Here is a 21,576-nt window from a genome sequence, read left to right on the forward strand (position 1 = left end):
GAGTACCCCCGGCATCGGGTGCACCACTATCAGGCGATTTCTGGTGCCTTAATGGCTTCCTCTTTTTCCGGTACGGCGCTCACTGTTTTCCCCGGGTGATGTGAGGAAGCGGCGCTTACCGCCAAAGTGACGGATATTTATTGGCAGATGTCATGCTTGTTGGCCCTACCTCCATCCGGATAGTCACTTTGTGTCAGTGCGGTCTGTCATGCAGCCGCAGCAGCACCCGAAGGGGGTTTCATGACACGCAGTCGTGTCATCGCGTTAGCAGTCACCGCCCTCGCCCTCCCGCTGGTGACGCTCCTCCCGGCGACGGCCAGCGCCGCCGCCCCCGCCACCTCCGCGCCGTTGAACGACTTCCGGCACTGGGACGGCAAGACCGGCGACACCTTCCAGGGCCAGAAGCTCGATCTGCCCACGCGGTACGAACCGTCCAAGGCCAGGAAGACCGCCGCGGCGGCCGTGACGCCCCCCGTGGGCACGGTCCGCAACTGGCTGGCCATCGACGACACCCTGCCCAACCCCGCGCCGTTCCCGAAGGCGTTCACGCTGCGCGGCGTCGGCGACAAGATCGAGGTGTGGGTCGCGAACGATCTGTCGTTCCCGGCCGGGGACTGCCGTGCGCAGATCCCGAACTCCACGACGGTCACCGACGCGCAGGTCGCCTACTTCATCAACGAGTTCGACACGAACATGTACCCGAAGGAGACGGCGGCGTTCTCCACGCCGCCCGACCGCGACGGGTCGAACGCCCGCATCCCGGGTGACTACAGTGGCGAGGGCGACAACACCGTCGCCCTGATCGACAACGTCCGCGACGACAACTTCTACGACTTCCCGGCGGCCCCGACGTACATCGCGGGCTTCTTCTCCTCGGGCATCAACGAGCGCGTCGACCGCAACGTGATGACCATCGACGCCTTCGACTGGGCCCACCGCACCGGCGACAACCCGCCCGACGAGCCGACGGCCGACCCGTGCACCAGCCGCCCGACCCGCCCGAACGCCTACGAGGGCACGTTCGCGCACGAGTGGCAGCACCTGCTCATGTACTACACCGACCCGTTCGAGGGGAACTGGATCAACGAGGGCCTGTCGGACTTCGCCCAGACCCTCACCGGTTACGTCAACGCCAAGGCGACCATCAACGAGCGGGGCGCCGACAGCCACATCTACTGCTTCCAGGGCTACGGGAGCGTGCAGGCGCCGTACAACCCCAATCCGAGGCAGTGCGGCGGCCCGCAGAACTCCCTGACCCTCTGGGGTGAGGGCGCGCCGAGCGAGGTGCTCGCCGACTACGGCAACGCCTACGAGATGATGCTCTTCCTGTACGACCGTTACGGCGCCGACTTCATGTCCACGCTGCACCGCGACGGCGAACACCAGGGCCTGGCCAGCCTCGAAGCGGCCCTCGACGCCGAGGGCGCCGACCTCTGGCGGGTCATGCACGACTACCAGTCGATGGTGCTCCTCGACCGGATCGTGGAGAGCCGCACCGGCATCGTGCTCGGCGTGCCCAAGTCACGCGTCACCTCGGCGTCGCTGAGCTCCACCGTCAACCTCGCCAACCCCGACGCCTACGACACCCCCGGAGCCGCCCCCAACGGCGCCGACTACGTGACCCTCCAGAAGGCCAACGGCACGCCCTTCAAGGGCAGCGAACTCAAGAACCTGAAGTTCACCGGCGCCACCGGCCTGCCCGCCCTGCCCCTGGCCTGGACGGTCGTCTCCAACGACCCCGACCGCAACGGCAACCCGGTCCTGTGGTCGGGCAACGAGGAGAACCTCAACGTCAGCGCCGTGACCCAGGTGACCGTCCCGGCCGCCGACCCCACCCTGCGCCTGCTCGCCAAGTACGGCGCCGAGGAGGGCTACGACTACGGCTACGTCGTCGTCTCCACCGACGGCGGCAGCACCTACACCCCCGTCGCCGGCGACCAGACGGTCCCGGGCCCGCTCGGCCCGTCGCTGAACGGCGCCACGACCGGCTTCGAACCGCACACCTTCGACCTGTCGGCCTACGCGGGCCAGAGCGTCCTGCTCGGGTTCCAGTACGTCTCCGACGGCGGCGTCAACGAGGGCGGCCTGTCCGTCGACGACGTCACCCTCGGCGGCACCACGGTGAGCGACGGCTCCAGCCTGACGCCGTTCAAGTCGTTCACCGAGATCAAGCCGACCGCCGTCCACAACTGGAACGTCCGCCTGGTGGGCCTCGACGAGAAGCACCACGTGGCCGCCCAGGTCGAGTTCAACGGCAAGGGCACGATCAACCTGAACCGCCTCGAGCTCCTGCTCGCCCGGCCGTTCACCAAGATCGTGGCCATCGTCGCCTACGACGAGCCGACCGAGACGGGCCAGCAGTACGCGCCGTACACCCTGACGGTGAACGGCGTGAAGCAGCCCGGCTGATCGCGCCATGAACACCGGCTGCTCCGGGGGGCTCCGGAGCAGCCGGTCCGCGTTTCTGTCGGCGGGGCCTGGTAGGAACTGGCGTCATGCGCACGCCGCCGGGATGGGAAACCCACGACCACCACTACGCCGGATACGAGGTGGCGCACTACGAATCAGGCATGGCCATCGATTCCGATGCGGAGGCGTGGTGGCTGAATCTCGACTACCGCGGGCTCATGGCCTCCTTCTTCGACAAGGTCGACACCCGGCGGGTCCGGGCCCTCGTCTGCGGGCGTGCCGACGATCCCGAAGGTGACTACGCGATCCTCGCCGCCAACGCCCACCGCCTGCCCGAACTGCGGGCGCTGTTCCTGGGCGCGGCCGGCCCCGAGCAATATGAGATCACCTGGATCACGCAATGTGACCTCAATCCGCTGCTGGCCGCCTTCCCCCGCCTCGAACGGCTGGAGATCCGCTACGGATCCGAAGAGCTCGCCCTCGGACCCCTCCGGCACGAAGCGCTCAAGATGTTACGGATCGAGAGCGGCTGCATGCCCGGAGAACTGGTCCGATCGATCGGCGCCAGCGACCTGCCCGCGCTGGAACACCTTGAGCTCTGGCTCGGCATCCGGGAATACGGCGGCGACCACACCGCCGAGGATCTCGAACCCCTTCTGACCGGAGAGCGGCTCCCGTCACTGCGCCATCTGGGCCTGCAGAACAGCGAGCGCCAGGACGAGATCGCCGCCCAGGTCTCCACCGCCCCGATCGTGGCCCGCCTGGAGTCCCTCGCGCTGTCGATCGGCGAGCTGACCGATGTGGGGGCCGAGGCCCTGCTGGGCGGTCAGCCGCTCACCCATCTGCGCGCCCTCGACCTGCACCACAACTTCCTCAGCCGCGCCATGATCGACCGGCTGGAGAAGGCGCTGCCCGGTGTCGACCTCGACCTCGAACGGGCCGGCGACTGGTCCGATGGGGTGGAAGTGACCCCATATGTCGCTGTTGCCGAGTGATTTGTCCGTGCATTCTGATAGGAACGTGGCCCATGTTGACAATCCTTCCGGATAACCTCCACCCCGATCCGTGGGACCTGTACGACCGGAGCTACGCCGGTCTCGACGTCTTCGTCTTCCCGCCCGACGACGATGACGAGAAGCTCCCGCCCGCCGGCACGGTGGCCTGGCGGATCGCCGAGCCCGAGGCCTACGACGCCGAAGAGGGCGCCTTCGCGGGCACCCTGCAGGTCTTCCTCGACCAGGTCGCCGTCGAAGAGGTGCGGGCGCTGGTCATCGGGTGCTGGGAGCAGGCCTACGACACCGACTCGTCGGTGATCGTCAAGATGCTGACCGAGAACGCCCACCGCTTCCCCGAGCTGCGGGCGATCTTCATCGGGGCGATCCAGTCGGAGGAGGCGGAGATCTCCTGGATCCAGCAGTCCGACATCACCCCGCTGCTCACCACCTTCCCCAAGCTGGAGCGCCTGGAGGTGCGCGGCGGCAGCGGCCTGGCGCTCTCACCCGTCAGGCACGACGCGCTGCGGGTGCTGCGGTTCGAGACCGGCGGGCTGCCGGCCGAGGTGGTCCGTGCGGTCGCCGGGTCGCACCTGCCCGCTCTTGAGCACCTCGACCTGTGGCTCGGCATCGACAACTACGGCGGCGACTCCACGGTCGGCGACCTGGCGCCGATCCTGGCCGGTGACAACCTGCCCTCCCTGAAGCACCTCGGGCTCCAGGACAGCGACCACCAGGACGAGATCGCCGCCGCCGTGGCCGCCGCCCCGATCGTGGCCCGCCTCGACGTGCTGTCGCTCGCCATGGGGACGCTCGGCGACGAGGGGGCCGAGGCGCTGCTCAGCGGGCAGCCGCTCAGCCACCTCAAGGTGCTCGACCTGCGGCACAACTACGTGACCGAGCCGATGGCCGAGCGGCTGCGGACGGCCGTGGGCGACGCCGAGCTCGACCTGGAGCAGCGCAAGAACCGCGACGACTGGATCTATGTGTCGGTGGCCGAGTGACCGTCGACCACGGTCAGGCCCAGGTCTTCGACGTCGTCGAAGAAGACATCCTCGCGGAGATCGACGAGTTCCTCGAACGCGGCGGCACCGAGAACGTGGCGGCCATCACCATCGGCCAGTGGGCCGAGCCCTATGAGGAGAGCTCGGCGCCCATCGTGGCGAAGCTGGCCGAGAACGCCCACCGGCTCAAGGGGCTGCGCGCGCTGACGCTGGGCGACATCGACCCCGAGTTGTGCGAGATCTCGTGGATCCAGCAGAGCGACATCACGCCGCTGCTGACCGCGTTCCCCGACCTGGAGTATCTCTCCATCAGGGGCGCCGACGGCCTGAGCCTCACCCCGCTCCGGCACGAGAGGCTGCGCACCCTCCGGGTCGAGAGCGGCGGCCTGCACGGCTCGTTCGTCTCTTCGGTCGCCGCCTGCGACTTCCCGGCGCTGGAACACCTCGAACTGTGGCTCGGCGTCGAGCGCTACGGCGGCAACACGACCATCGCCGACCTGGCCCCGATCCTGTCGGGGGAACGCCTGCCCGCCCTGAAGCACCTCGGGCTCCAGGACAGCGAGCAGCAGGACGAGATCGCCGCCGCCGTGGCGTCCGCGCCCGTCGTGGCCCGGCTCGAGGAACTCGACCTGTCGATGGGCACGCTCACCGACGCGGGCGCCGAGGCGCTGCTCAGCGGCCAGCCGCTCAGCCACCTCAAGGTGCTCGACCTGCACCACAACTTCCTCAGCGAGCCGATGGCGGCCCGCCTCCAGAAGGCGCTTCCCGAGGTCGGCGTGAAGCTCCACGCCCGGCAGCGGCGGCGGGACGACTGGTTCTTCGTGGCGGTGTCCGAATGATCGACGACCTGCGCCAGTCGCGGCTGTTCGAGGTCGTCGACGGCGACATCGTCAAGGAGCTCGACGCCTTCTTCGCCGAAGACGACACCGACACGGTGACCAGCATCGTCATCGGCCACTGGTTCGAGGTGTGGCAGGTGAGCTCGGCGGCGATCGTCGCGAAGCTGGCCGCCAACGCCGACCGGCTCCCGGCGCTGCGGGACCTCTACCTGGGCGAGATCGACCGCGACCAGTGCGAGATCACCTGGATCCAGCAGAGCGACATCACGCCGCTGCTGACCGCGTTCCCCGACCTGGAGCGCCTGGAGGTCCGGGGCGGCGACGGCCTGCTGGTGAAACCCGTCCGGCACGAGAAGCTGCGCGTCCTGCGGGTGGAGAGCGGCGGCCTGAGCGGCGACTTCGTGCGCGGCGTCGCCGGCTGCGAGTTCCCCGCCCTGGAGCGCCTCGACCTCTGGCTGGGCGTCGAGGAGTACGGCGGCGACTACACCGTCGAAGACCTGGCGCCGATCCTGTCCGGTGACCACCTCCCGGCCCTGAAGCGGCTGGGGTTGCAGGACAGCGACCAGCAGGACGCCGTCGCCGCCGCCGTGGCCGCCGCCCCGATCGTGGCCCGGCTCGACGTGCTCGACCTGTCGATGGGCACCATGACCGACGCGGGCGCCGAGGCGCTGCTCAGCGGCCAGCCGCTGACCCACCTGTCCGCGCTCGACCTGCACCATCACTACCTCAGCGAGACCATGACCGCCCGGGTGGCCACGGCCCTCGCGGGGGTCGACGTCGACCTGAACGACCGGCAACCCGACGACGACGGCTTCTACGTGGCGGTGTCCGAATGACCGAGATCTCCCTCGACCTGCCCGCCCGTCCCGAGGTTGACGACGCCTTCGACGACGGTTACGCCGGCCTGCGGCCGGCCGACTTCGGCGACGCCGACGAGAACCCGCCCGCCGAGCCGGCCTGGGAGCTGATGTACGAGGGGAAGGACGACCTCGACGCCTTCTTCGCGGAGGTCGCCCTCGAAGAGGTGCGCGCCCTCGTCCTGTCCTGGGACTACGACAGCTCCGCCCAGCTGGTCATCGACAAGCTGGCCGCCGAGGCCCACCGGCTTCCGGCGCTGCGCGCGATCTTCCTCGGGGCGATCCCCCAGGAGGCCAACGAGATCTCCTGGATCCAGCAGGGCGACCTCACCCCGCTGCTGGCCGCGATGCCCGGCCTGGAACGCCTCGACACCCGCGGCGGCACCGGCCTGCGGATCTCCCCGATCCGGCACGAGAATCTGCGCATGCTCCGGGTCGAGAGCGGCGGCCTCAGCGGTGAGTTCGTCCGCGGCCTCGCCGGGTGCGAGTTCCCCGCGCTCGAACACCTGGAGCTGTGGCTCGGCGTCGACGAATACGGCGGCGACTACTCGGCCGAGGACCTCGGCCCCATCCTGACCGGCGACCACCTGCCCGCCCTCCGTCACCTCGGACTGCAGGACAGCGACCGTCAGAACGACGTCGCCACCGCCGTCGCCACCGCGCCGATCGTCGCCCGGCTCGACACCCTCGCCCTGTCGCTCGGCACCCTGACCGACGAGGGCGGCGAGGCCCTGCTCAGCGGCCAGCCGCTCAGCCACCTGCGCCGCCTCGACCTGCACCACCACTACCTGTCCGACGCGATGACGGCCCGCCTGCGCGCCGCCCTCCCCACCGTCGACCTCGACCTCGACGAGCAGCTCGACCCCGAAGAGGACGAGGGCTGGCTCTACACCGCGGTGAACGAGTGATCGTCGTCGGCACCCCCGGTGACCGCCGCGCCGAGATGTTCGGCGCGGCGGCCCGCACCCACGGCCTCGGCGAGATCACCGTGGTTCCGTGGACCCACGTGCTGACCGGGGGAGACCTCGATCTCTCCGGTCTCGTACGCATCGAGTCACCCGGCGAATCCGCCGAGGCCGACGCCCTGCTCCGGGGCGAGGGCGACCCGACCAGAACCGGGGGAGGCGCGACCTGGTACGCCCGCTTCACCGCCGGGCTCGACCGCGTCGCGTCGGCGGGCGGCGAGCTGCTGGCCGACGTCGGCGAGATCGCCACGATGTTCGACAAGCGCCGCTGCCACGCCTTCCTCGACGGCAGGGGCATCCCGGTCCCCGGCGGCACGACGGTCACCTCCTACGACGACCTGCGGGAGCAGATGCGCTCCCGGTCGTGGCCGAGGGTGTTCGTCAAGCCCGCCCACGGCAGTTCGGCCTCGGGCGTGATCGCCTTCGAGACCTCCGGCACCCGCCTGCGCGCCGTCACCTCGGCCACGGTGGACCTGCGCAACTCGCTGGCGGTGAAGACGTACACCGACGAGAGGACCGTCGCCCATCTGGTCGACGCCCTGGCCCCCGACGGGCTCCACGTCGAGCGCTGGTTCCCGAAGGCGTCGGTGGCCGGAGGCTGTTTCGACCTGCGCGTCGTGACGGTGGCCGGGCGGCCGACCCACGCGGTGGCCCGGGTGAGCCGCGTGCCGATGACCAACCTGCATCTCGGCGGGCAACGGGGCGACCTGGGGGAGATCCGGGCCCGGCTCGGCGAGCGGTGGGACGAGGCGATGGACGTCTGCGCCCGGACCGCCGCGTGCTTCCCCGGCAGCCTGATGACCGGCGTCGACCTGATGATCGGCACCGACTGGCGCTCGATGGCCGTGGCCGAGGTCAACGCCTTCGGCGACCTGCTGCCGGGTCTCGGCGCGCTCGACGGGAGCGGGCTGTCGACCTACGAGTGCGAGGCGAAGGCCATCGCGGCGGGGTGGCGGCCGTGCGCGACATGAACGCGATCGTGGGCACCCACGACATCCTGCTCGTCACCCTCGACACCCTGCGCTACGACGTCGCCGAACGCCTGATGGCCGAGGGCCGCACCCCCGGGTTCGGCCGGTTCCTGACCTGGGAGAAGCGGCACAGCCCCGGAAGCTTCACGTTCGCCTCCCACAGCGCGATGTTCGCCGGGTTCCTCCCGACGCCCGTCACCCCGGGTCCGCACGACCGGCCGTTCGCGGCGGCGTTCCCCGGCAGCGCGACCACCGCGCCGCAGACGTGGGTGTTCGACGCGCCCGACCTGCCCGCCGGGCTGGCCAAGGCCGGATACCGCACCGTCTGCGTCGGCGGGGTGGGGTTCTTCAACGAGCTCAGCCCGCTCGGTTCGGTGCTGCCGGGGCTGTTCCAGGAGAGCCACTGGGCCCCGTCGTTCGGGGTCACCGCGCCCGACGGCTTCGAACGGCAGCTCGATCGGGTGGAGGAGGTGCTGGGCGGCGTCCAGGACCCGGTCTTCCTCTTCCTGAACGTCGCCGCGATGCACCAGCCCAACCGGTTCTACCTCCCCGGCGCCGCCGACGACTCGATCGAGTCGCACGCGGCGGCGCTGGAGTACGTCGACCGGCACATCCCCCGGCTGTTCGGCCTGATGACCCGGCGCCGCCCGTGCTTCGTGATCGTCTGTTCCGATCACGGGACCGCCTACGGTGAAGACGGTCATGTGGGACACCGGGTCGCGCACGACGTCGTCTGGACCGTCCCCTACGCCGAGTTCGTCCTCGACCGGAGCTCCGATGATCAGTCCGTATGAGAGTTACGTCTACGCGTATCCCCACAAGACCGCGTACCGCCCCCTCGACCCCCGCCCCGCGCTGACCGACGTCTGGCGCGGCGAGAAGGCCGGGTCGTTCTACGCGCACATCCCGTTCTGCGAGATGCGCTGCGGCTTCTGCAACCTGTTCACCCGCACGGGCGCCCCCGAAGAACTGGTCGCGGCCTTCCTCGACGCGCTCGAACGCGAGACCCTCGCGCTCTCCGACGCGCTCGACCCGGCGTTCACCACGGGGGCGATCGGCGGCGGCACCCCGACCTACCTGAGCCCGTTCGAGCTCAGCCGCCTGTTCGACATCACCGGCAAGATCGCGCCCTACGGGTCGATGCCGCTCTCCGTGGAGACCTCCCCGGCGACCGCGACCCCCGACCGGCTGGCGGTGCTGAAGGAACGCGGCGCGACGCGGATCTCCATCGGGGTGCAGAGCTTCATCGACGAGGAGGCGCGCTCGGCGGTCCGGCCGCAGAAGCGGGCCGAGGTCGAGCAGGCGCTCGACGCGATCCGGGCGACCGGCTTCCCGATCCTCAACATCGACCTCATCTACGGCATCGACGGCCAGACGGCCGCCTCCTGGCTCCACTCGCTGACGACCGCGCTGCGGTGGCGGCCCGAGGAGCTCTACCTCTACCCGCTCTACGTACGCCCCCTCACCGGCCTCGGGAAGATCGGCCGCGACTGGGACGACCAGCGCATGGAGCTCTACCGTGAGGGCCGCGATTTCTTGATCTCGCAGGGCTACGAGCAGGTCTCCATGCGGATGTTCCGCCTCCCCGGCACGGGCACGTCGACCGACTACTGCTGCCAGACCGACGGCATGGCGAGCGTGGGGTGCGGCGCGCGGTCGTACACGAGCACCCTGCACTACTCCCACGAATACGCGGTCGGCGCCCGCCACGTGCGCTCGATCATCGACGACTACGTGGTCCGGGACGACTTCACGAAGGCCCTGATCGGCTTCACCGTGTCCGAGCCCGAACAGCGCCGCCGCCACACGATCCAGAGCCTCCTCCAGAAGGACGGCCTCGACCTCGCCCTCTACCGCGCCCGGTTCGGCGACGAGCCCGACGTCTCGGCGGTCCCCGGCCACTGGCTGATCCGCGACGACTCCACCCTGCGCCTGACCGACGAGGGCCTCGCCCACTCCGACGGGATCGGCCCCGCCCTGTTCTCCGACGAGGTCCGCACCCTCATGGCCGGCCACGACGCCCGATGACGCACCTCACGATCCTCTACCGGGGCCCGCTGGCGAGCTGCGACTACGACTGCGCCTACTGCCCGTTCGGCAAACGCCGTGACACCCCCGAACAGCTCCGCGCCGACCGGGCCGCGCTGCTCCGCTTCACCGCCTGGACGCGGGAGCAGGACCACGACCTGAGCATCCTGTTCACGCCATGGGGCGAGGGCCTGGTCAGGTCGTGGTACCGCGAGGCGATGACCGAGCTCAGCCACCAGCCCAACATCCGCCGCGTCGCCATCCAGACCAACCTCAGCACCCGCACCACCTGGCTCGACGCCGCCGACCCCGAGAAACTGGCGCTCTGGGTCACCTACCACCCGACCCAGATCACCTACGAGCGCTTCCTGGCCAAGGTCACGGGCCTGAAGGTCCGCCACAGCGTCGGCGTGGTCGGCGACCCCGCCCACCTCGACGACGCCCGCCGCCTGCGGCGCGACCTGCCCACCGGCACCTACCTGTGGATCAACGCCGAGGAGGGCCGCACCTACACCGACGAGGAGGCGGCTCGGTGGCAGGAGATCGACCCGCTGTTCCACTACAGCCGCTTCCCGCACCTGAGCGCGGGACAGGCGTGCCGCACCGGTGACACGGTCATCTCCGTCGACGGCGACGGCACCGTCCGGCGCTGCCACTTCATCCCGACGGTGCTGGGCAACCTCTACGACGGCACGTTCCGCTCCCGGCTCGGCCCGGCGGCCTGCCCGAAACTGGAGTGCGACTGCCACATCGGCTACGTCCACCTCGAACCGACTGGGCTGTACGACGTCTTCACCGGCGGCATCCTCGAACGGATCCCCGCCGGGCTCTGACTCACAGTTGTGATTCACAGGGGTCTCACAGAACCGTACAGAAAGCCCGCAGCCCGGAGGCGCATGCTCGGCCCCATGATCGAAGTGGACGTACTGAGCAAACGCCACGGCGACGTCATCGCCGTCGACGACCTCACCTTCGACGTCAAGCCGGGCGCGGTGACCGGGTTCCTCGGGCCGAACGGCGCGGGGAAGACGACCACGATGCGCCTGATCCTCGGCCTCGACGCCCCCTCGTCGGGCCGCACCCGGATCCTCGGGGCGCGGCTCGCCGATCTGCCCGAGCCGATGCGGGCGGTCGGGGCGTTACTGGACGCGGGGGCCGTACACCCCCGCCGTTCCGCGCGCGACCACCTGAGGTGGCTCGCGGTGAGCAACCGCCTGCGGCGGCAACGGGTGGACGAGGTGCTCGACCTGGTCGGGCTGACCTCGGTGGCCCATCGGCACGCGGGCGGGTTCTCCCTGGGGATGCGGCAGCGGCTCGGGCTGGCCGCCGCGCTGCTGGGCGACCCCGGCGTGCTGATCCTCGACGAACCGGTCAACGGGCTCGACCCCGAGGGCATCGTCTGGATCCGCGGCCTCCTCCGCGAGCTCGCGGCCGAGGGGCGGACCGTCCTGGTCTCCAGCCACCTGATGGCCGAGACGGCGGTGACCGCCGACCGGCTGATCGTGGTCGCGCGCGGGCGGCTGGTCGCCGACACCACCGTCGAGGCGTTCGCCCGCCCCGACGGGGTGCTGGTGCGGACCCCGGAACCCCGCCGGTTCGCGCAGACGCTCGTCACCGGCGGTGCCTCGGCCGTCGATTCCTCCGGGGACGAACTGGTCGTCCGGGGGATGGACGCGCGGCGGATCGGCGAGCTCGCCGCCGATGAAGGAGTGGTCCTGTACGAGCTCACCCCCCGCCACGCATCCCTGGAAGAGGCGTTCATGGAGCTGACCCGATGACCGCCGCGATCCGCTCCGAATGGGCCAAGACGTGGTCGACCCGGTCGACCTGGTTCACTGTCGCCGCGATCGTCGGGCTGGGCGCCCTGTTCGCCTTCATGTTCGGCCTGTCTCCGGCCGTGGAACCCGGGCCGGGCCCGGACTTCCGGCCCCTGATCTTCGTGCAGATCGCCGTCGGCTACCTGGGGCTGCGGTCGTTCACCGTCGAACACCAGACCCGGACGATGACGCTCACCCTGACCGCCGTGCCCCGCCGTGGACGGGTGCTCGCGGCCAAGGCGGTGGTCTGCTTCGGCGTGACCCTGGCGTTGGGGACGGTGACGGGACTCGTGGTCGTCTTCGTCGGCCGGGCCGCGCTGACCTCGCGCGGCGTGCCGGTCACCCCGCTGACCGACCCGGGCATGCTCCGGGTGCTGGCCGGGCCGGGGCTGCTGCTGGCCCTGCTCGGCCTGATCGGGCTGGCCCTCGGCTGCCTGGTGCGCAGCACGGCCGGCGCGTTGATCGTCACCATCGTGATCGGGGTGTTCGTCCCGGCGATGGCCTCGCTCTACCCCGAGTGGCTGGCCCGGCTGATCCTGAGTTACTGGCCGGTGACGGCCGGGCTGCGCCTGCTCAGCCTCGACGGCGACCCCACGCTGCCGGGACCGTGGGCGGGCATCGCCGTGACCTGCGCCTGGGCGCTCCTGCTGCTGGCCGCCGCCTACGCGGTGTTCCGCAGGCGGGACGCATGATGTCAGGGTGAAGGAGCGACTGCTGGTCGTCGACGACGAGCCGACGGTACGCGAACTGCTGTCGGCGACCCTGCGCTTCGCCGGGTTCGAGGTGAGCTCGGCGGCCACCGGCACCGAGGCGGTCGAGGCGGTGCGGGTGCTGCGGCCCGACCTGATCCTGCTCGACGTGATGCTGCCCGACCTCGACGGGTTCCAGGTGGTCCGGAGGTTACGCGACCTGGCCCGGCCGCCGGTGCCGGTCCTGTTCCTGACCGCCCGCGACTCACCCGCCGACAAGGTCACCGGCCTGACGCTGGGCGGCGACGACTACGTGACGAAACCCTTCGACCTGCCGGAACTGCTCGCCCGCATCCGCGCGATCCTGCGCCGCACCGGTGTTCCGCACGCCCACGCCGTGGTCGTCGGAGATCTGGAGGTCGACGTGGAGGGGCACCAGGTGCGGCGGGCCGGGGTCACGGTGAAGCTCTCGCCCACGGAGTTCCGCCTGCTGGGCTACCTGGCCGACCACGCGGGCCGGGTGGTGTCCAAGTCGTCGATCCTGGAGGACGTCTGGCAGTACGACTTCGCGGGCGACACCAGCATCGTCGACACCTACGTCAGCTACCTCCGCAGAAAACTGGAGACCACCGGCCCTCGGCTGATCCACACCGTTCACGGAGTCGGCTATGTCCTGCGAGAGGCCCGATGACCCGGCGATGGAGGGTCCCGCGCACGATCGGCCGACTTCGGGACGCGCCGCGACGAACTGGTGCAAATCTCCCAGAGCTCAGCGGCGCGGGCTCCCGCGAAACCATTGGCCGCTGGCGTGACAGGTCGTTGCGCGCCCGGCTATTGATGATCACCTGCGCGCTGCTGGCGGTCGGGCTACTGCTGAGCGGGTCGATCGTGATCGGACTGCTCAGGGCGGGTCTGGTCGACCGGGTGGACACCCAGCTCCGGCTGTTCGGGGGCATCATCGCGGTCATGCCGCCCGAGATCACCTCCCGGGCGCCGGCGGCCAGTGGTGCCCTTTCCACCAACCTCGACCTGATCAACCGGCTCTACCTCGCCGAGGTCGGCCCCGGCGGGGAGATCAGCTCCGAGGTGCGTCTTCCCGATGGTCCTGGCGGACCCGAACTCCCCTCTCGGCCCGACGACCGGCCGTTCGAGGCGCGCGACTCGGCGGGTGGCGCCGAATGGCGGGTGCTCGTGGTCCCGCGCACGACGGGCACCTCGGTGGTCGTGGCGGCCTCGCTCGACGCGGTGCAGGCGACCGTCGCCCGGTTGCGGATCACCTACGTCGTCACCGGGATCGCGCTGCTGGCCCTGCTCACGCTGGCCGGATGGTTCGCGATCCGGGCCGGGCTGCGTCCACTCAAGGACATCGAGGAGACCGCCGCCGCGATCGCCTCGGGGGACCTCGCCAGGCGGGTGCCGGAAGCGGCCCCCGACACCGAGGTCGGCAGGCTGTCGGTCTCGCTCAACGGAATGCTCGGCCAGATCGAGCACGCCTTCGCCGCCCGCACCGAGTCGGAGGCCCGCCTGCGGCGCTTCGTCGCGGACGTCGGCCACGAACTGCGCACCCCGCTCGTCGGCATCAAGGGGTTCTCCGAGCTCTACCGCATGGGCGGCCTGACCGACGTCGCCCCGGCGATGGCCAGGATCGAGAGCGAGGCGGGACGCCTGGCCCGCCTCGTCGACGACCTGCTGCTGCTCGCCCGGCTCGACGAGGGCGGCGACGCCCTGCCGATGGACCTGGCGCCCATGGACCTGCGCACCCTCGCCGCCGACGCCCGCCTCGACCTGCGCGCCCTCGCTCCGGGGCGCCCGGTCGAGCTCACCGGCCCCGACGACGGGCCACCCGCTTCAGCGCCCGTGCTCGGCGACGAGGCCCGGCTGCGCCAGGTGGTGACCAACCTGGTCGGGAACGTGGTGGCCCACACCCCCGACGGCACCCCCGTGCGCATCGGCGTCGGGACGCGGAACGGCGAGTCGGTGCTGGTCATCGAGGACCACGGCCCGGGGCTCACCGCGGAGGAGGCCCGCCGGGTGTTCGACCGCTTCACCCGCGCCGACGACTCGCGCAGCAGGTCGGGGCCGGGCGGCGCGGGGCTCGGACTGGCTATCGCGCGCTCCTTGGCGGAGGCCAACGGTGGCCGTCTCGACCTGCGCACGGCGCCCGGGGAGGGCGCCGTCTTCACCCTCGTGCTGCCTCAGGTCTCCTTCTCGGGCTGATAGTCCTCCTCGTTCACGCCGAACGTCCACGCGACACCCTGCCGGGCCCGCCGGACCCACGGCGGGACCCGCAGGAAGTAGGTGCGGAACGTGCCGTCGGGTTCGGCGGTCGAGTTGACCACCTCGACGGTCACGACGTCTTCGTCGTCGGGCAGGGCGATGCGCCACAGGATGCCCGTCTCGTCCTTGTGGACGGGGGTCGCGCCCGACTCCGACAGGTAGCGGTCGAAGCCGAAGTGCTCCAGCATGACGCGGCGCAGCTCGGCGTTCTCCTCGGCCCGGATGCGCTCCGGCGTCAGGTCGGCCATCGAGGCGACGAAGCCCTCGGGCACCGGCATGCCGTGCCAGGCCTCCAGCGCGAACCCGTCGGGGAAGACCAGCGCGGGGCCGTCGGGCCGGTGGAGGCGGCCCGGTTCGTCGAGGTGCAGCTCGGTCGGGCGCTCGCAGATGATCGCGACGTTGGCGTAGGGGAACCACCAGCCGGCGTTGCGGGAGACGCGGGCCAGCCCGGCCAGGCCGGGGGCGTCGTCGAAGGCCGACAGCCAGGCGGCGTCGTGCTGGCCGAGCACGGCGTCGAGCGCGGCCTGGCGCAGGAGGTCACCGGCCTCCTCGCCGCCGAGCACCGACAGGCCGCGCCTGATCTCCTGGACGATCGTGTTCACCCTCGGCCACAGCAGCCCGCCGGTCGACTCCCACACCCGGGCCCACCCGGCCCCGCCGGTCTCGCCCAGCATGTCGGCGCGGGCCCACTCCCAGGGCTGGGTGCGCACCTCTTCGCGGACGGAATGACCCAGAGGCTCGGCCAGCAACGCCGCGGCCGACAGGATCAGCGACCCCAGGCCGGCCTTGTTCAGCGCCTCGACGGCGGTCTCGCCACCGTGGTGGATGGCGGCGGCGGCCGACGCGACGACCGGCGAACCGGCCCACAGGATGGTGGCGGGGGCGGCCAGCCCGGCGGCGGCGTAGGCCTCACGGACCCCCGCCTCGGCCTCGGCCCGGTCGGCGGGGCCGGTGGTGAAAGCGATGTCGGCCCAGGCCACTGCGGTCTCGACGTTCATCAGTCGGCCACCACCCGGAACGAACCCGGCACGTATTCACGCTGGCGGATGATCCGGAACCACCCCTTGGGCAGCGGGATCGTGGCGTGCTCCTCGTGGACCAGCCGCCCGCCCTCGGGCAGGTGGAGGTAGCCGCGGTAGAGGGTCCCGGGGCCGTGGAGCGCGTGGGCGTGACCGGTGGCCTCGCCGAGGGCCAGCACGATGCGGCCCTTCGAGTCGCGCGGCTCGACGACGAGACCGGCGGGCACCGACGCCTCCGGCACCGGCATGATCAAGATGTCACCCTGTCGGTACATGACCAACCTTCCGTGTTCGGGGGTTGATCAGAAACTAGCGACCGCCACCGACATTTCCGGATCTAGGATCGGGCCGCATGTGGATCCGTTGGCCGGCCGCCGTGGCGTGCGCCCTCTTCCCGACCCTGGCCGCGCATTTCGGCAGCACGGTCATCACGATCACCGGCTTTTACTGGGACATGTCCGTGCTCGACGGGATCGGCTTCTTCGCCCTGCTGCAGGGCCTCGGCATCGGCTACCTGGGGAGCACGGTCTTCGACGTGGCGCAGGCGATCCTCTACGCCGAGATGTTCACGATCGCGTTCGCGCTCCCCGCGCTCCTGGTCGCCGCCACGGCGTTCTGGCGGAACCCCCGTTTCGTGAAGGTCGTGGCCGGGCTCATGGCCGTCTTCGCGGTCGCCAACCTCGGCGCCAACGTCGTCACCCTCTTCCTGGACCCGTGCCAGGAGGGGGCCCTCTGCATGTGGGGCGCGGGTAATACCCCTTTCTTCCTGTACGCCCTGGGTTTCGGCCTGGCCGCCGCCGTCCTGACGCCGGCGAAAGAGGACATCACACTCTGACCGGACGCCTCTCTTTATGTCAGGACTTTCTACCGCTATACACCTGATCTCCGTCGATTTATGCTCCCTCCAGATCGTTCGGAGGTCATGTGCTCGTCGGTGACGTCATGACGGGGTTCCCCGCTCACATACGGCTCGGCGCGACCATTCGGCGGGCGGCCGAGGTCGTCAGCGTGTCGGAGGTCGGTCAGCTGATGGTCGTCGACCACGACGGCAGGTTCGTCGGGACGCTGGCCGAAGAAGACCTGGTGAAAGCCATGTTGCCGGGCTTCGACGACGTCACCGCCGGAGGCGGTACGTTGAGCGACGCGTTCCGGCTCTTCCTGGAGAAGGGCCGCACGCTGGCCGAGCGGGTCATCGACCCGCTGGTCGTCCGCGACCCGGCGACGGTCGGGCCCGCCGACGACCTCGCCAGGGCCGCGATCGTGATGGTCGAGCGGGGGATCCGCAGGCTCCCCGTGGTCGACGACGGCGCGCTCGTCGGCACGCTGTCCAGGGCCGATCTGTGCAGAGCGGTGATCTACCATTCCTGAACTGCGGCTGACCGTCACCGATCGGCACACCCGGGCGTCCAGCGAGAGGGTGTGCACGCTGCCGGTCACCCTCGGCCGGGACGCCGGCACGGCCGCGGTGGTCCTCGACGACGGCGCCGTCTCGCGGCGGCACGCGCGGCTGGAGTTCGCCGACGGGCGCCTCGTGCTCACCGATCTCGGCAGCTCCAACGGGACGTTCGTCAACGACACGAAGATCTCCCGGCACGTGATCGTGCCCGGCGACCAGATCCGCATCGGCCGATATGAGCTGACCTGGGCGTTCATCGACCCCGATCGCACGACGTCCATCTCCCTCGACCAGCTCACCATGCTGCGGCCGGTCGGGCCGCAGCGGGTCGCGGCGCGGCGGGTCGTCGAGGCGGCCGAGGCGTACAACCGGCGGGTGGGGCACGAGCTCGACGGGTTCCTGTCGCTCGATCACGGGTTCCTGCCCGCCGAGCAGCCGCTGCTCTCCTTCCCCGCCTCGCACCGGGCCTGGGACGACATGATCGTCCGGCTGCCCGAGCTGTTCCGGCGGCTGTCGCTGCGGCGGGCGTTCGACGCCATGCCGGTGCTCGACGCCCGGCCCGAGGCGCTGCCCGACCGCTACCTCCTCCGCGCCTCCACCATGCTCGGCGTGTTCGCGCACGCCTACCAGTACATGGCGGCCGACCCGCCGAAGGCGCTGCCCGAGTCGCTGCTGCGGCCGTGGACGACGGTGTCGCGGCGGCTCGGCAAGTCGATGCCGGCGGTGTCGTACATCGACCTGTTCTTCTACAACTGGCGGCTGCGCGATCCGGCCGGGCCGCGCGCGCTCGACAACATGGACCTGCTGGTGCCGACCTGGGACAACGCTGCGGAACGCGTGTTCTACCTGGTCACCACCGAGTTCGCGATGGGCCTCACGCCGGTCCTGCGGGCGATGATCGAGGCGCAGGAGGCCGTGGTCGCCGACGATCCGGCCGCGCTGGAGCGTTCCCTGCTGGTGATCCACGACCGGTTGCGGTACGTCACCCAGGCGATCTATCCCCAGATCGACCCCAACCCCCGCGGCCGCCACTACCTCGACCAGGTCCTGTGGGCCAAGACGGTCGGCACCGCCGGGGTGCCCATCTTCGACGGCGCCCCCAGCCCCAGCGGCACCGCCCAGCCGCAGGTCCACGCGATCGACGCGTTCCTGGAGCGCCGCGAATTCGGTTCGATGGTCGGGCAGCAGAGCACCTACCTGGCCGGATACTTCCCCCGGCACTGGGTGGAGCTCGTGGCCGCGCTCCGCGAGGTCTCGGTGCGCCAGTACGTCGAGGACACCCGCGACAGCACCCTGCGCGGCGTCTACAACGCCATGCTCGACGCCTACGTGGGCGATCGCGGCTGGATGGGCCTGCACCGCATCAAGGCCTACGGCTTCCTGGAGGTCGCCTTCAAGGTCGGCCGCCAGGTCACCACCGGCGCCCGGTTCACCGGCCTGTTCAAAGACCGGACCTGGGACAAGGTCGACGGCGAACTCGCCATCGTCCGCGAGGAGCGCCGCCCTCCCGTGGGCGCCCCGGTCGTGTACGGCACCGCCCGCAGAGGCCGCGTCGTCACCGGCGAGTCCGGCGCCTGGACCTGCTACCTCGATCTCGACGTCGCCGGCCAGGGCGTCCACCACCTGCCCGGCGACCGGGTCGGCGTGCTGGCCGAGAACGACGACGAACTCGTCCGCAGGACCGTCACCGCGCTCCAGGCCGACGGCGACGAACTCGTGCCGCTCACCCCCGAGTGGCGCGCGGCGGTGGCCTCCCGCGCCGGGTACGGCGAGGCCGACGTGCTGCCCCTGCGCACCCTGCTGCGCTTCGCCAAGATCCGCCCCATCGGGCGCGAGGTGGCCAAACGCCTCGTCGGGCTGACCGCCGTCGGCGCGTGGCGCCGGGTCGTCGACGCCCGGATGGAAGACCAGTGGGAGCTCTGGGACGTCCTCAATCTCCTGTACGCGGGCGGCTACGACGTCACCCGCCTCTGGAAGGCCGACCCCCGCGAGCCGGACGCGCTCTGCCGGATCATCCCGCCCGAACCGTTCCGGCTCTACTCGATCGCCTCGGCGCCGCCTCCGGGTGAGGCGGCCACGACCCTGAAACTGGTGGTCGCGGGGCTCGGCTACACCTCCGCCCGCACCCCCTGGTCCTACCCCCGCGAACGGCGCGGCGCGGCCTCGCACTTCCTGCGGGCCGCGAGCCTGGAGGGCCGCTCGAAGCTGTCGCTGCGGATCGTCTCCACGCCGCGCTTCCGGCTGCCCGCCGACCCGTCCACGCCGATCATCATGCTGGCCGCAGGTTCGGGCATCGCGCCCTTCCTCGGCTTCGTGTCCGCGCGTACCGGACCGGGGGAGAACCGCCTCTACCTGGGCATCCGGACGCCGGAGGAGTTCGTCCAGCACCAGGAACTGAACGGCGCGGCGGCCGAGGGCCGCCTGCGCCTGTCGGTCGGGTTCTCCCGCGCGGACGCCTCGGTCACCTTCGACGGCGGGAGCCACGTCGTCGGCGCCGGACGACGGCGGCGGGTGGACGACCTGATCCGCGCCGAGGCCGACGACCTCAACGAACTGCTCGACCAGGGCGCGCACGTCTACGTGTGCGGAAGCGCGAGGTTCGCCGTCTCCGTGCTCGACGCGCTCGCCGAGGTGGTGCCCGGCGACGGCCGCGAGTTCCTGCGCCGCCTGACCGCCGAAGGGCGGCTGAGCCAGGACGTCTTCACCACCTACCTGGGCCACGCGCAGCAGGGCCCCCGCTTCGAGGTGTCGGAGCTGGCCCGGCACACCACCCCCGAGGCGGGCTTCTGGATGGCGATCGGCGGCGCCGTCTTCGACGTCACCGAGTTCATCCACCTGCACATCGGCGGCCCCCACATCGTCCGCAACCACGTCGGCCTGGACGCGACCGCCGCCTACCGGAAGGTCCTGCACCACGTCCACGCCGAGATCGACGCGCAGCTCGCCATGTACCAGATCGGCCACCTGCGGCGGCTCGACTTCGGCGCCCGGTGGGGCGTGGTCCTCACCGAGGAGGGCCTGCGCGCGCTGCCGCTGGAGGAGCTGTTCCGGACCTGGGTCCGCTTCGTCTACCTGCTGGTCGGCATGGAGAACGCGCTGGTCGCCGACTACGGATTCACCACCACGACCGCCACGGCGGGCGAGAACCCGGCCGAGCTGACCCCCTTCAAGGCGCAATATGTGGTCGAGGCGCACCGCCGGTTCCTGGTCAGCTACCTCGACGGCCTGCTCGGCGACGACCTGCGCACCCTGTGGCAGCGCACCGTCGGCTTCTGCGACGCCCACCAGGACATCCGCGCCTACGACGCCGACCTGGCCGCCCTGGCCGACCGGCCGGAGGTCCGATTGGTCCGCAACTCGGTGTCGGTGGTGAAGGACCTGCTGAACTCCGGCGACGACGTCACCGGCCTGTGCCGCACCTACGCCAACGCCGACGTGCGGCTGCTGCGCGACCTGAAGGCGGCGGTGCTGACCGGGGTCAGGGCGTTCGAGGTGCACGAGGGCGCCGTGGTCGAACAGGCCGGCGCCACCCTGCTGACCTCGGTCCGCGAGGCCCTCGACGCGGTCGCGGCCTACTACCGGAAGCTGGCCGACCAGACCCGCGCCCGGGGGATCACCGCCGAAGACGGCACCGAAGAACCGATCCCGCCCGACCGCGGCATCCCCGGCCACGGCGGCCCGCTCCCGCTCCCCGGCTGACGGACACACATCCCGGAATCACGGACACACCCCGGCCGATCGCTCACTCCCCGGACTCTTCCGGAGGTGGACTCGTCCTCGCAACGTCCGCGATCGAAACGGGGAACTCGTGTTCAGAAAGCTCATCGCGACGACCGCCACGCTCCTGGCGGGTGCCGCCCTCATCGCCGTCCCGGCGCCGGCCCGAGCGGCCGACCCCAAACCCACCATCGGAGGCAACGGCACGGCCGTTCCCGCGCCGCACTACAAGTCGGGAAGGCGCGGTGTCTACGCACCTTCCTACCTGCCGTCCTGCCCCTACGGGCGGGTCTGCCTCGCGGTCCTCGACTCCCAGGACACCGTCTACAACACGTGGAAGATCTGGGACCTCTACCAGTGCGGGGACTACTCCTTCTACAACTGGCACGACCGGGGCTGGATCCGCAACAACCAGACCCCCGGCACGACGGCGGTCCGGATGAACAGCACATGGACCGTGCTCAGCCCGACCCATCCCGTCGACAACCGCTGGCTGGACGTGAACTGGGAGCCCGCCTACCATTTCCGCCCCTGCTGATCCGGGTGTCGCCGAGCCGGCCGTCAGGTGAACTCTGGAAGTCGGGGGATTGGTCCCC

Annotated in this window: 20 protein-coding genes; 18 read left to right on the forward strand and 2 right to left on the reverse strand. The window is 70.8% G+C overall.

Features of this window, described 5'->3' with window-relative positions:
* Nucleotides 1-240: 240 nt before the first annotated feature.
* From ACYQ78_RS04905 to ACYQ78_RS04970, 14 genes are all read left to right on the forward strand, one after another.
* On the forward strand, nucleotides 241-2,409 hold the full coding sequence (locus tag ACYQ78_RS04905) for a hypothetical protein (protein ID WP_459799450.1): 2,169 nt from the start codon (nucleotides 241-243) through the stop codon (nucleotides 2,407-2,409).
* Between the two features lie 86 nt (nucleotides 2,410-2,495).
* Nucleotides 2,496-3,404, forward strand: a complete 909-nt coding sequence (locus ACYQ78_RS04910) for an STM4015 family protein (protein ID WP_459799451.1) — start codon at nucleotides 2,496-2,498, stop codon at nucleotides 3,402-3,404.
* A 32-nt stretch (nucleotides 3,405-3,436) separates the two neighbouring features.
* Nucleotides 3,437-4,405, forward strand: coding sequence for an STM4015 family protein (locus ACYQ78_RS04915; RefSeq protein ID WP_459799452.1), 969 nt, complete (start codon nucleotides 3,437-3,439; stop codon nucleotides 4,403-4,405).
* Nucleotides 4,402-5,244, forward strand: a complete 843-nt coding sequence (locus ACYQ78_RS04920; RefSeq protein WP_459799453.1) for an STM4015 family protein — start codon at nucleotides 4,402-4,404, stop codon at nucleotides 5,242-5,244. The genes ACYQ78_RS04915 and ACYQ78_RS04920 overlap by 4 nt, the downstream gene beginning before the upstream one ends.
* A complete protein-coding gene (locus tag ACYQ78_RS04925; RefSeq protein WP_459799454.1) occupies nucleotides 5,241-6,080 on the forward strand; it encodes an STM4015 family protein in 840 nt (279 codons plus the stop codon). Before ACYQ78_RS04920 ends, ACYQ78_RS04925 begins: the two co-directional genes overlap by 4 nt.
* Nucleotides 6,077-7,009 (forward strand): STM4015 family protein, encoded by a 933-nt coding sequence (locus tag ACYQ78_RS04930; RefSeq protein ID WP_459799455.1) that lies wholly within the window; start codon nucleotides 6,077-6,079, stop codon nucleotides 7,007-7,009. Before ACYQ78_RS04925 ends, ACYQ78_RS04930 begins: the two co-directional genes overlap by 4 nt.
* A complete protein-coding gene (locus ACYQ78_RS04935; protein WP_459799456.1) occupies nucleotides 7,006-8,037 on the forward strand; it encodes an STM4014 family protein in 1,032 nt (343 codons plus the stop codon). The genes ACYQ78_RS04930 and ACYQ78_RS04935 overlap by 4 nt, the downstream gene beginning before the upstream one ends.
* Entirely contained in the window at nucleotides 8,034-8,831 is a 798-nt protein-coding gene (locus ACYQ78_RS04940; protein WP_459799752.1) for an STM4013/SEN3800 family hydrolase, read from the forward strand. The genes ACYQ78_RS04935 and ACYQ78_RS04940 overlap by 4 nt, the downstream gene beginning before the upstream one ends.
* Entirely contained in the window at nucleotides 8,815-10,065 is a 1,251-nt protein-coding gene (locus ACYQ78_RS04945) for an STM4012 family radical SAM protein (RefSeq protein ID WP_459799457.1), read from the forward strand. Before ACYQ78_RS04940 ends, ACYQ78_RS04945 begins: the two co-directional genes overlap by 17 nt.
* A complete protein-coding gene (locus ACYQ78_RS04950) occupies nucleotides 10,062-10,898 on the forward strand; it encodes an STM4011 family radical SAM protein (RefSeq protein WP_459799458.1) in 837 nt (278 codons plus the stop codon). Before ACYQ78_RS04945 ends, ACYQ78_RS04950 begins: the two co-directional genes overlap by 4 nt.
* Nucleotides 10,899-10,973: 75 nt before the next feature.
* On the forward strand, nucleotides 10,974-11,843 hold the full coding sequence (locus ACYQ78_RS04955; RefSeq protein WP_459799459.1) for an ABC transporter ATP-binding protein: 870 nt from the start codon (nucleotides 10,974-10,976) through the stop codon (nucleotides 11,841-11,843).
* A complete protein-coding gene (locus tag ACYQ78_RS04960) occupies nucleotides 11,840-12,574 on the forward strand; it encodes a hypothetical protein (RefSeq protein ID WP_459799460.1) in 735 nt (244 codons plus the stop codon). Before ACYQ78_RS04955 ends, ACYQ78_RS04960 begins: the two co-directional genes overlap by 4 nt.
* Before the next feature lie 7 nt (nucleotides 12,575-12,581).
* Nucleotides 12,582-13,262, forward strand: coding sequence for a response regulator transcription factor (locus tag ACYQ78_RS04965; protein ID WP_459799461.1), 681 nt, complete (start codon nucleotides 12,582-12,584; stop codon nucleotides 13,260-13,262).
* Nucleotides 13,263-13,408: 146 nt separating this feature from the next.
* Nucleotides 13,409-14,788, forward strand: coding sequence for a sensor histidine kinase (locus tag ACYQ78_RS04970; RefSeq protein ID WP_459799462.1), 1,380 nt, complete (start codon nucleotides 13,409-13,411; stop codon nucleotides 14,786-14,788).
* On the opposite strand, the gene ACYQ78_RS04975 is transcribed toward ACYQ78_RS04970, so the two are convergent.
* Both ACYQ78_RS04975 and ACYQ78_RS04980 read right to left on the reverse strand, forming a co-directional pair.
* The gene (locus tag ACYQ78_RS04975; protein WP_459799463.1) at nucleotides 14,767-15,846 is read right to left on the reverse strand and encodes a DUF6745 domain-containing protein; all 1,080 of its coding nucleotides are present in this window, start codon (nucleotides 15,844-15,846) and stop codon (nucleotides 14,767-14,769) included. The genes ACYQ78_RS04970 and ACYQ78_RS04975 overlap by 22 nt on opposite strands.
* Nucleotides 15,846-16,142: a hypothetical protein gene (locus tag ACYQ78_RS04980; protein WP_459799464.1), complete on the reverse strand. Its 297-nt coding sequence runs from the start codon at nucleotides 16,140-16,142 to the stop codon at nucleotides 15,846-15,848. The genes ACYQ78_RS04975 and ACYQ78_RS04980 overlap by 1 nt, the downstream gene beginning before the upstream one ends.
* A 77-nt stretch (nucleotides 16,143-16,219) precedes the next feature.
* Here ACYQ78_RS04980 and ACYQ78_RS04985 point away from each other — a divergent pair, with 77 nt between their 5' ends.
* The 4 genes from ACYQ78_RS04985 (at nucleotide 16,220) to ACYQ78_RS05000 (ending at nucleotide 21,518) form a co-directional block, all read left to right on the forward strand.
* Nucleotides 16,220-16,702 carry a hypothetical protein gene (locus tag ACYQ78_RS04985; RefSeq protein WP_459799465.1) on the forward strand — a complete coding sequence of 161 codons (483 nt, stop codon included), beginning with the start codon at nucleotides 16,220-16,222 and terminating at the stop codon, nucleotides 16,700-16,702.
* Nucleotides 16,703-16,791: 89 nt separating this feature from the next.
* Nucleotides 16,792-17,235 carry a CBS domain-containing protein gene (locus ACYQ78_RS04990; protein ID WP_459799466.1) on the forward strand — a complete coding sequence of 148 codons (444 nt, stop codon included), beginning with the start codon at nucleotides 16,792-16,794 and terminating at the stop codon, nucleotides 17,233-17,235.
* 49 nt (nucleotides 17,236-17,284) lie between these two features.
* Nucleotides 17,285-20,962 carry an FHA domain-containing protein gene (locus ACYQ78_RS04995; protein WP_459799467.1) on the forward strand — a complete coding sequence of 1,226 codons (3,678 nt, stop codon included), beginning with the start codon at nucleotides 17,285-17,287 and terminating at the stop codon, nucleotides 20,960-20,962.
* 109 nt (nucleotides 20,963-21,071) lie between these two features.
* Nucleotides 21,072-21,518 carry a hypothetical protein gene (locus ACYQ78_RS05000; protein WP_459799468.1) on the forward strand — a complete coding sequence of 149 codons (447 nt, stop codon included), beginning with the start codon at nucleotides 21,072-21,074 and terminating at the stop codon, nucleotides 21,516-21,518.
* The last annotated feature ends 58 nt before the right edge of the window (nucleotides 21,519-21,576 follow it).

It is taken from the genome of Herbidospora sp. RD11066 (assembly GCF_054661255.1).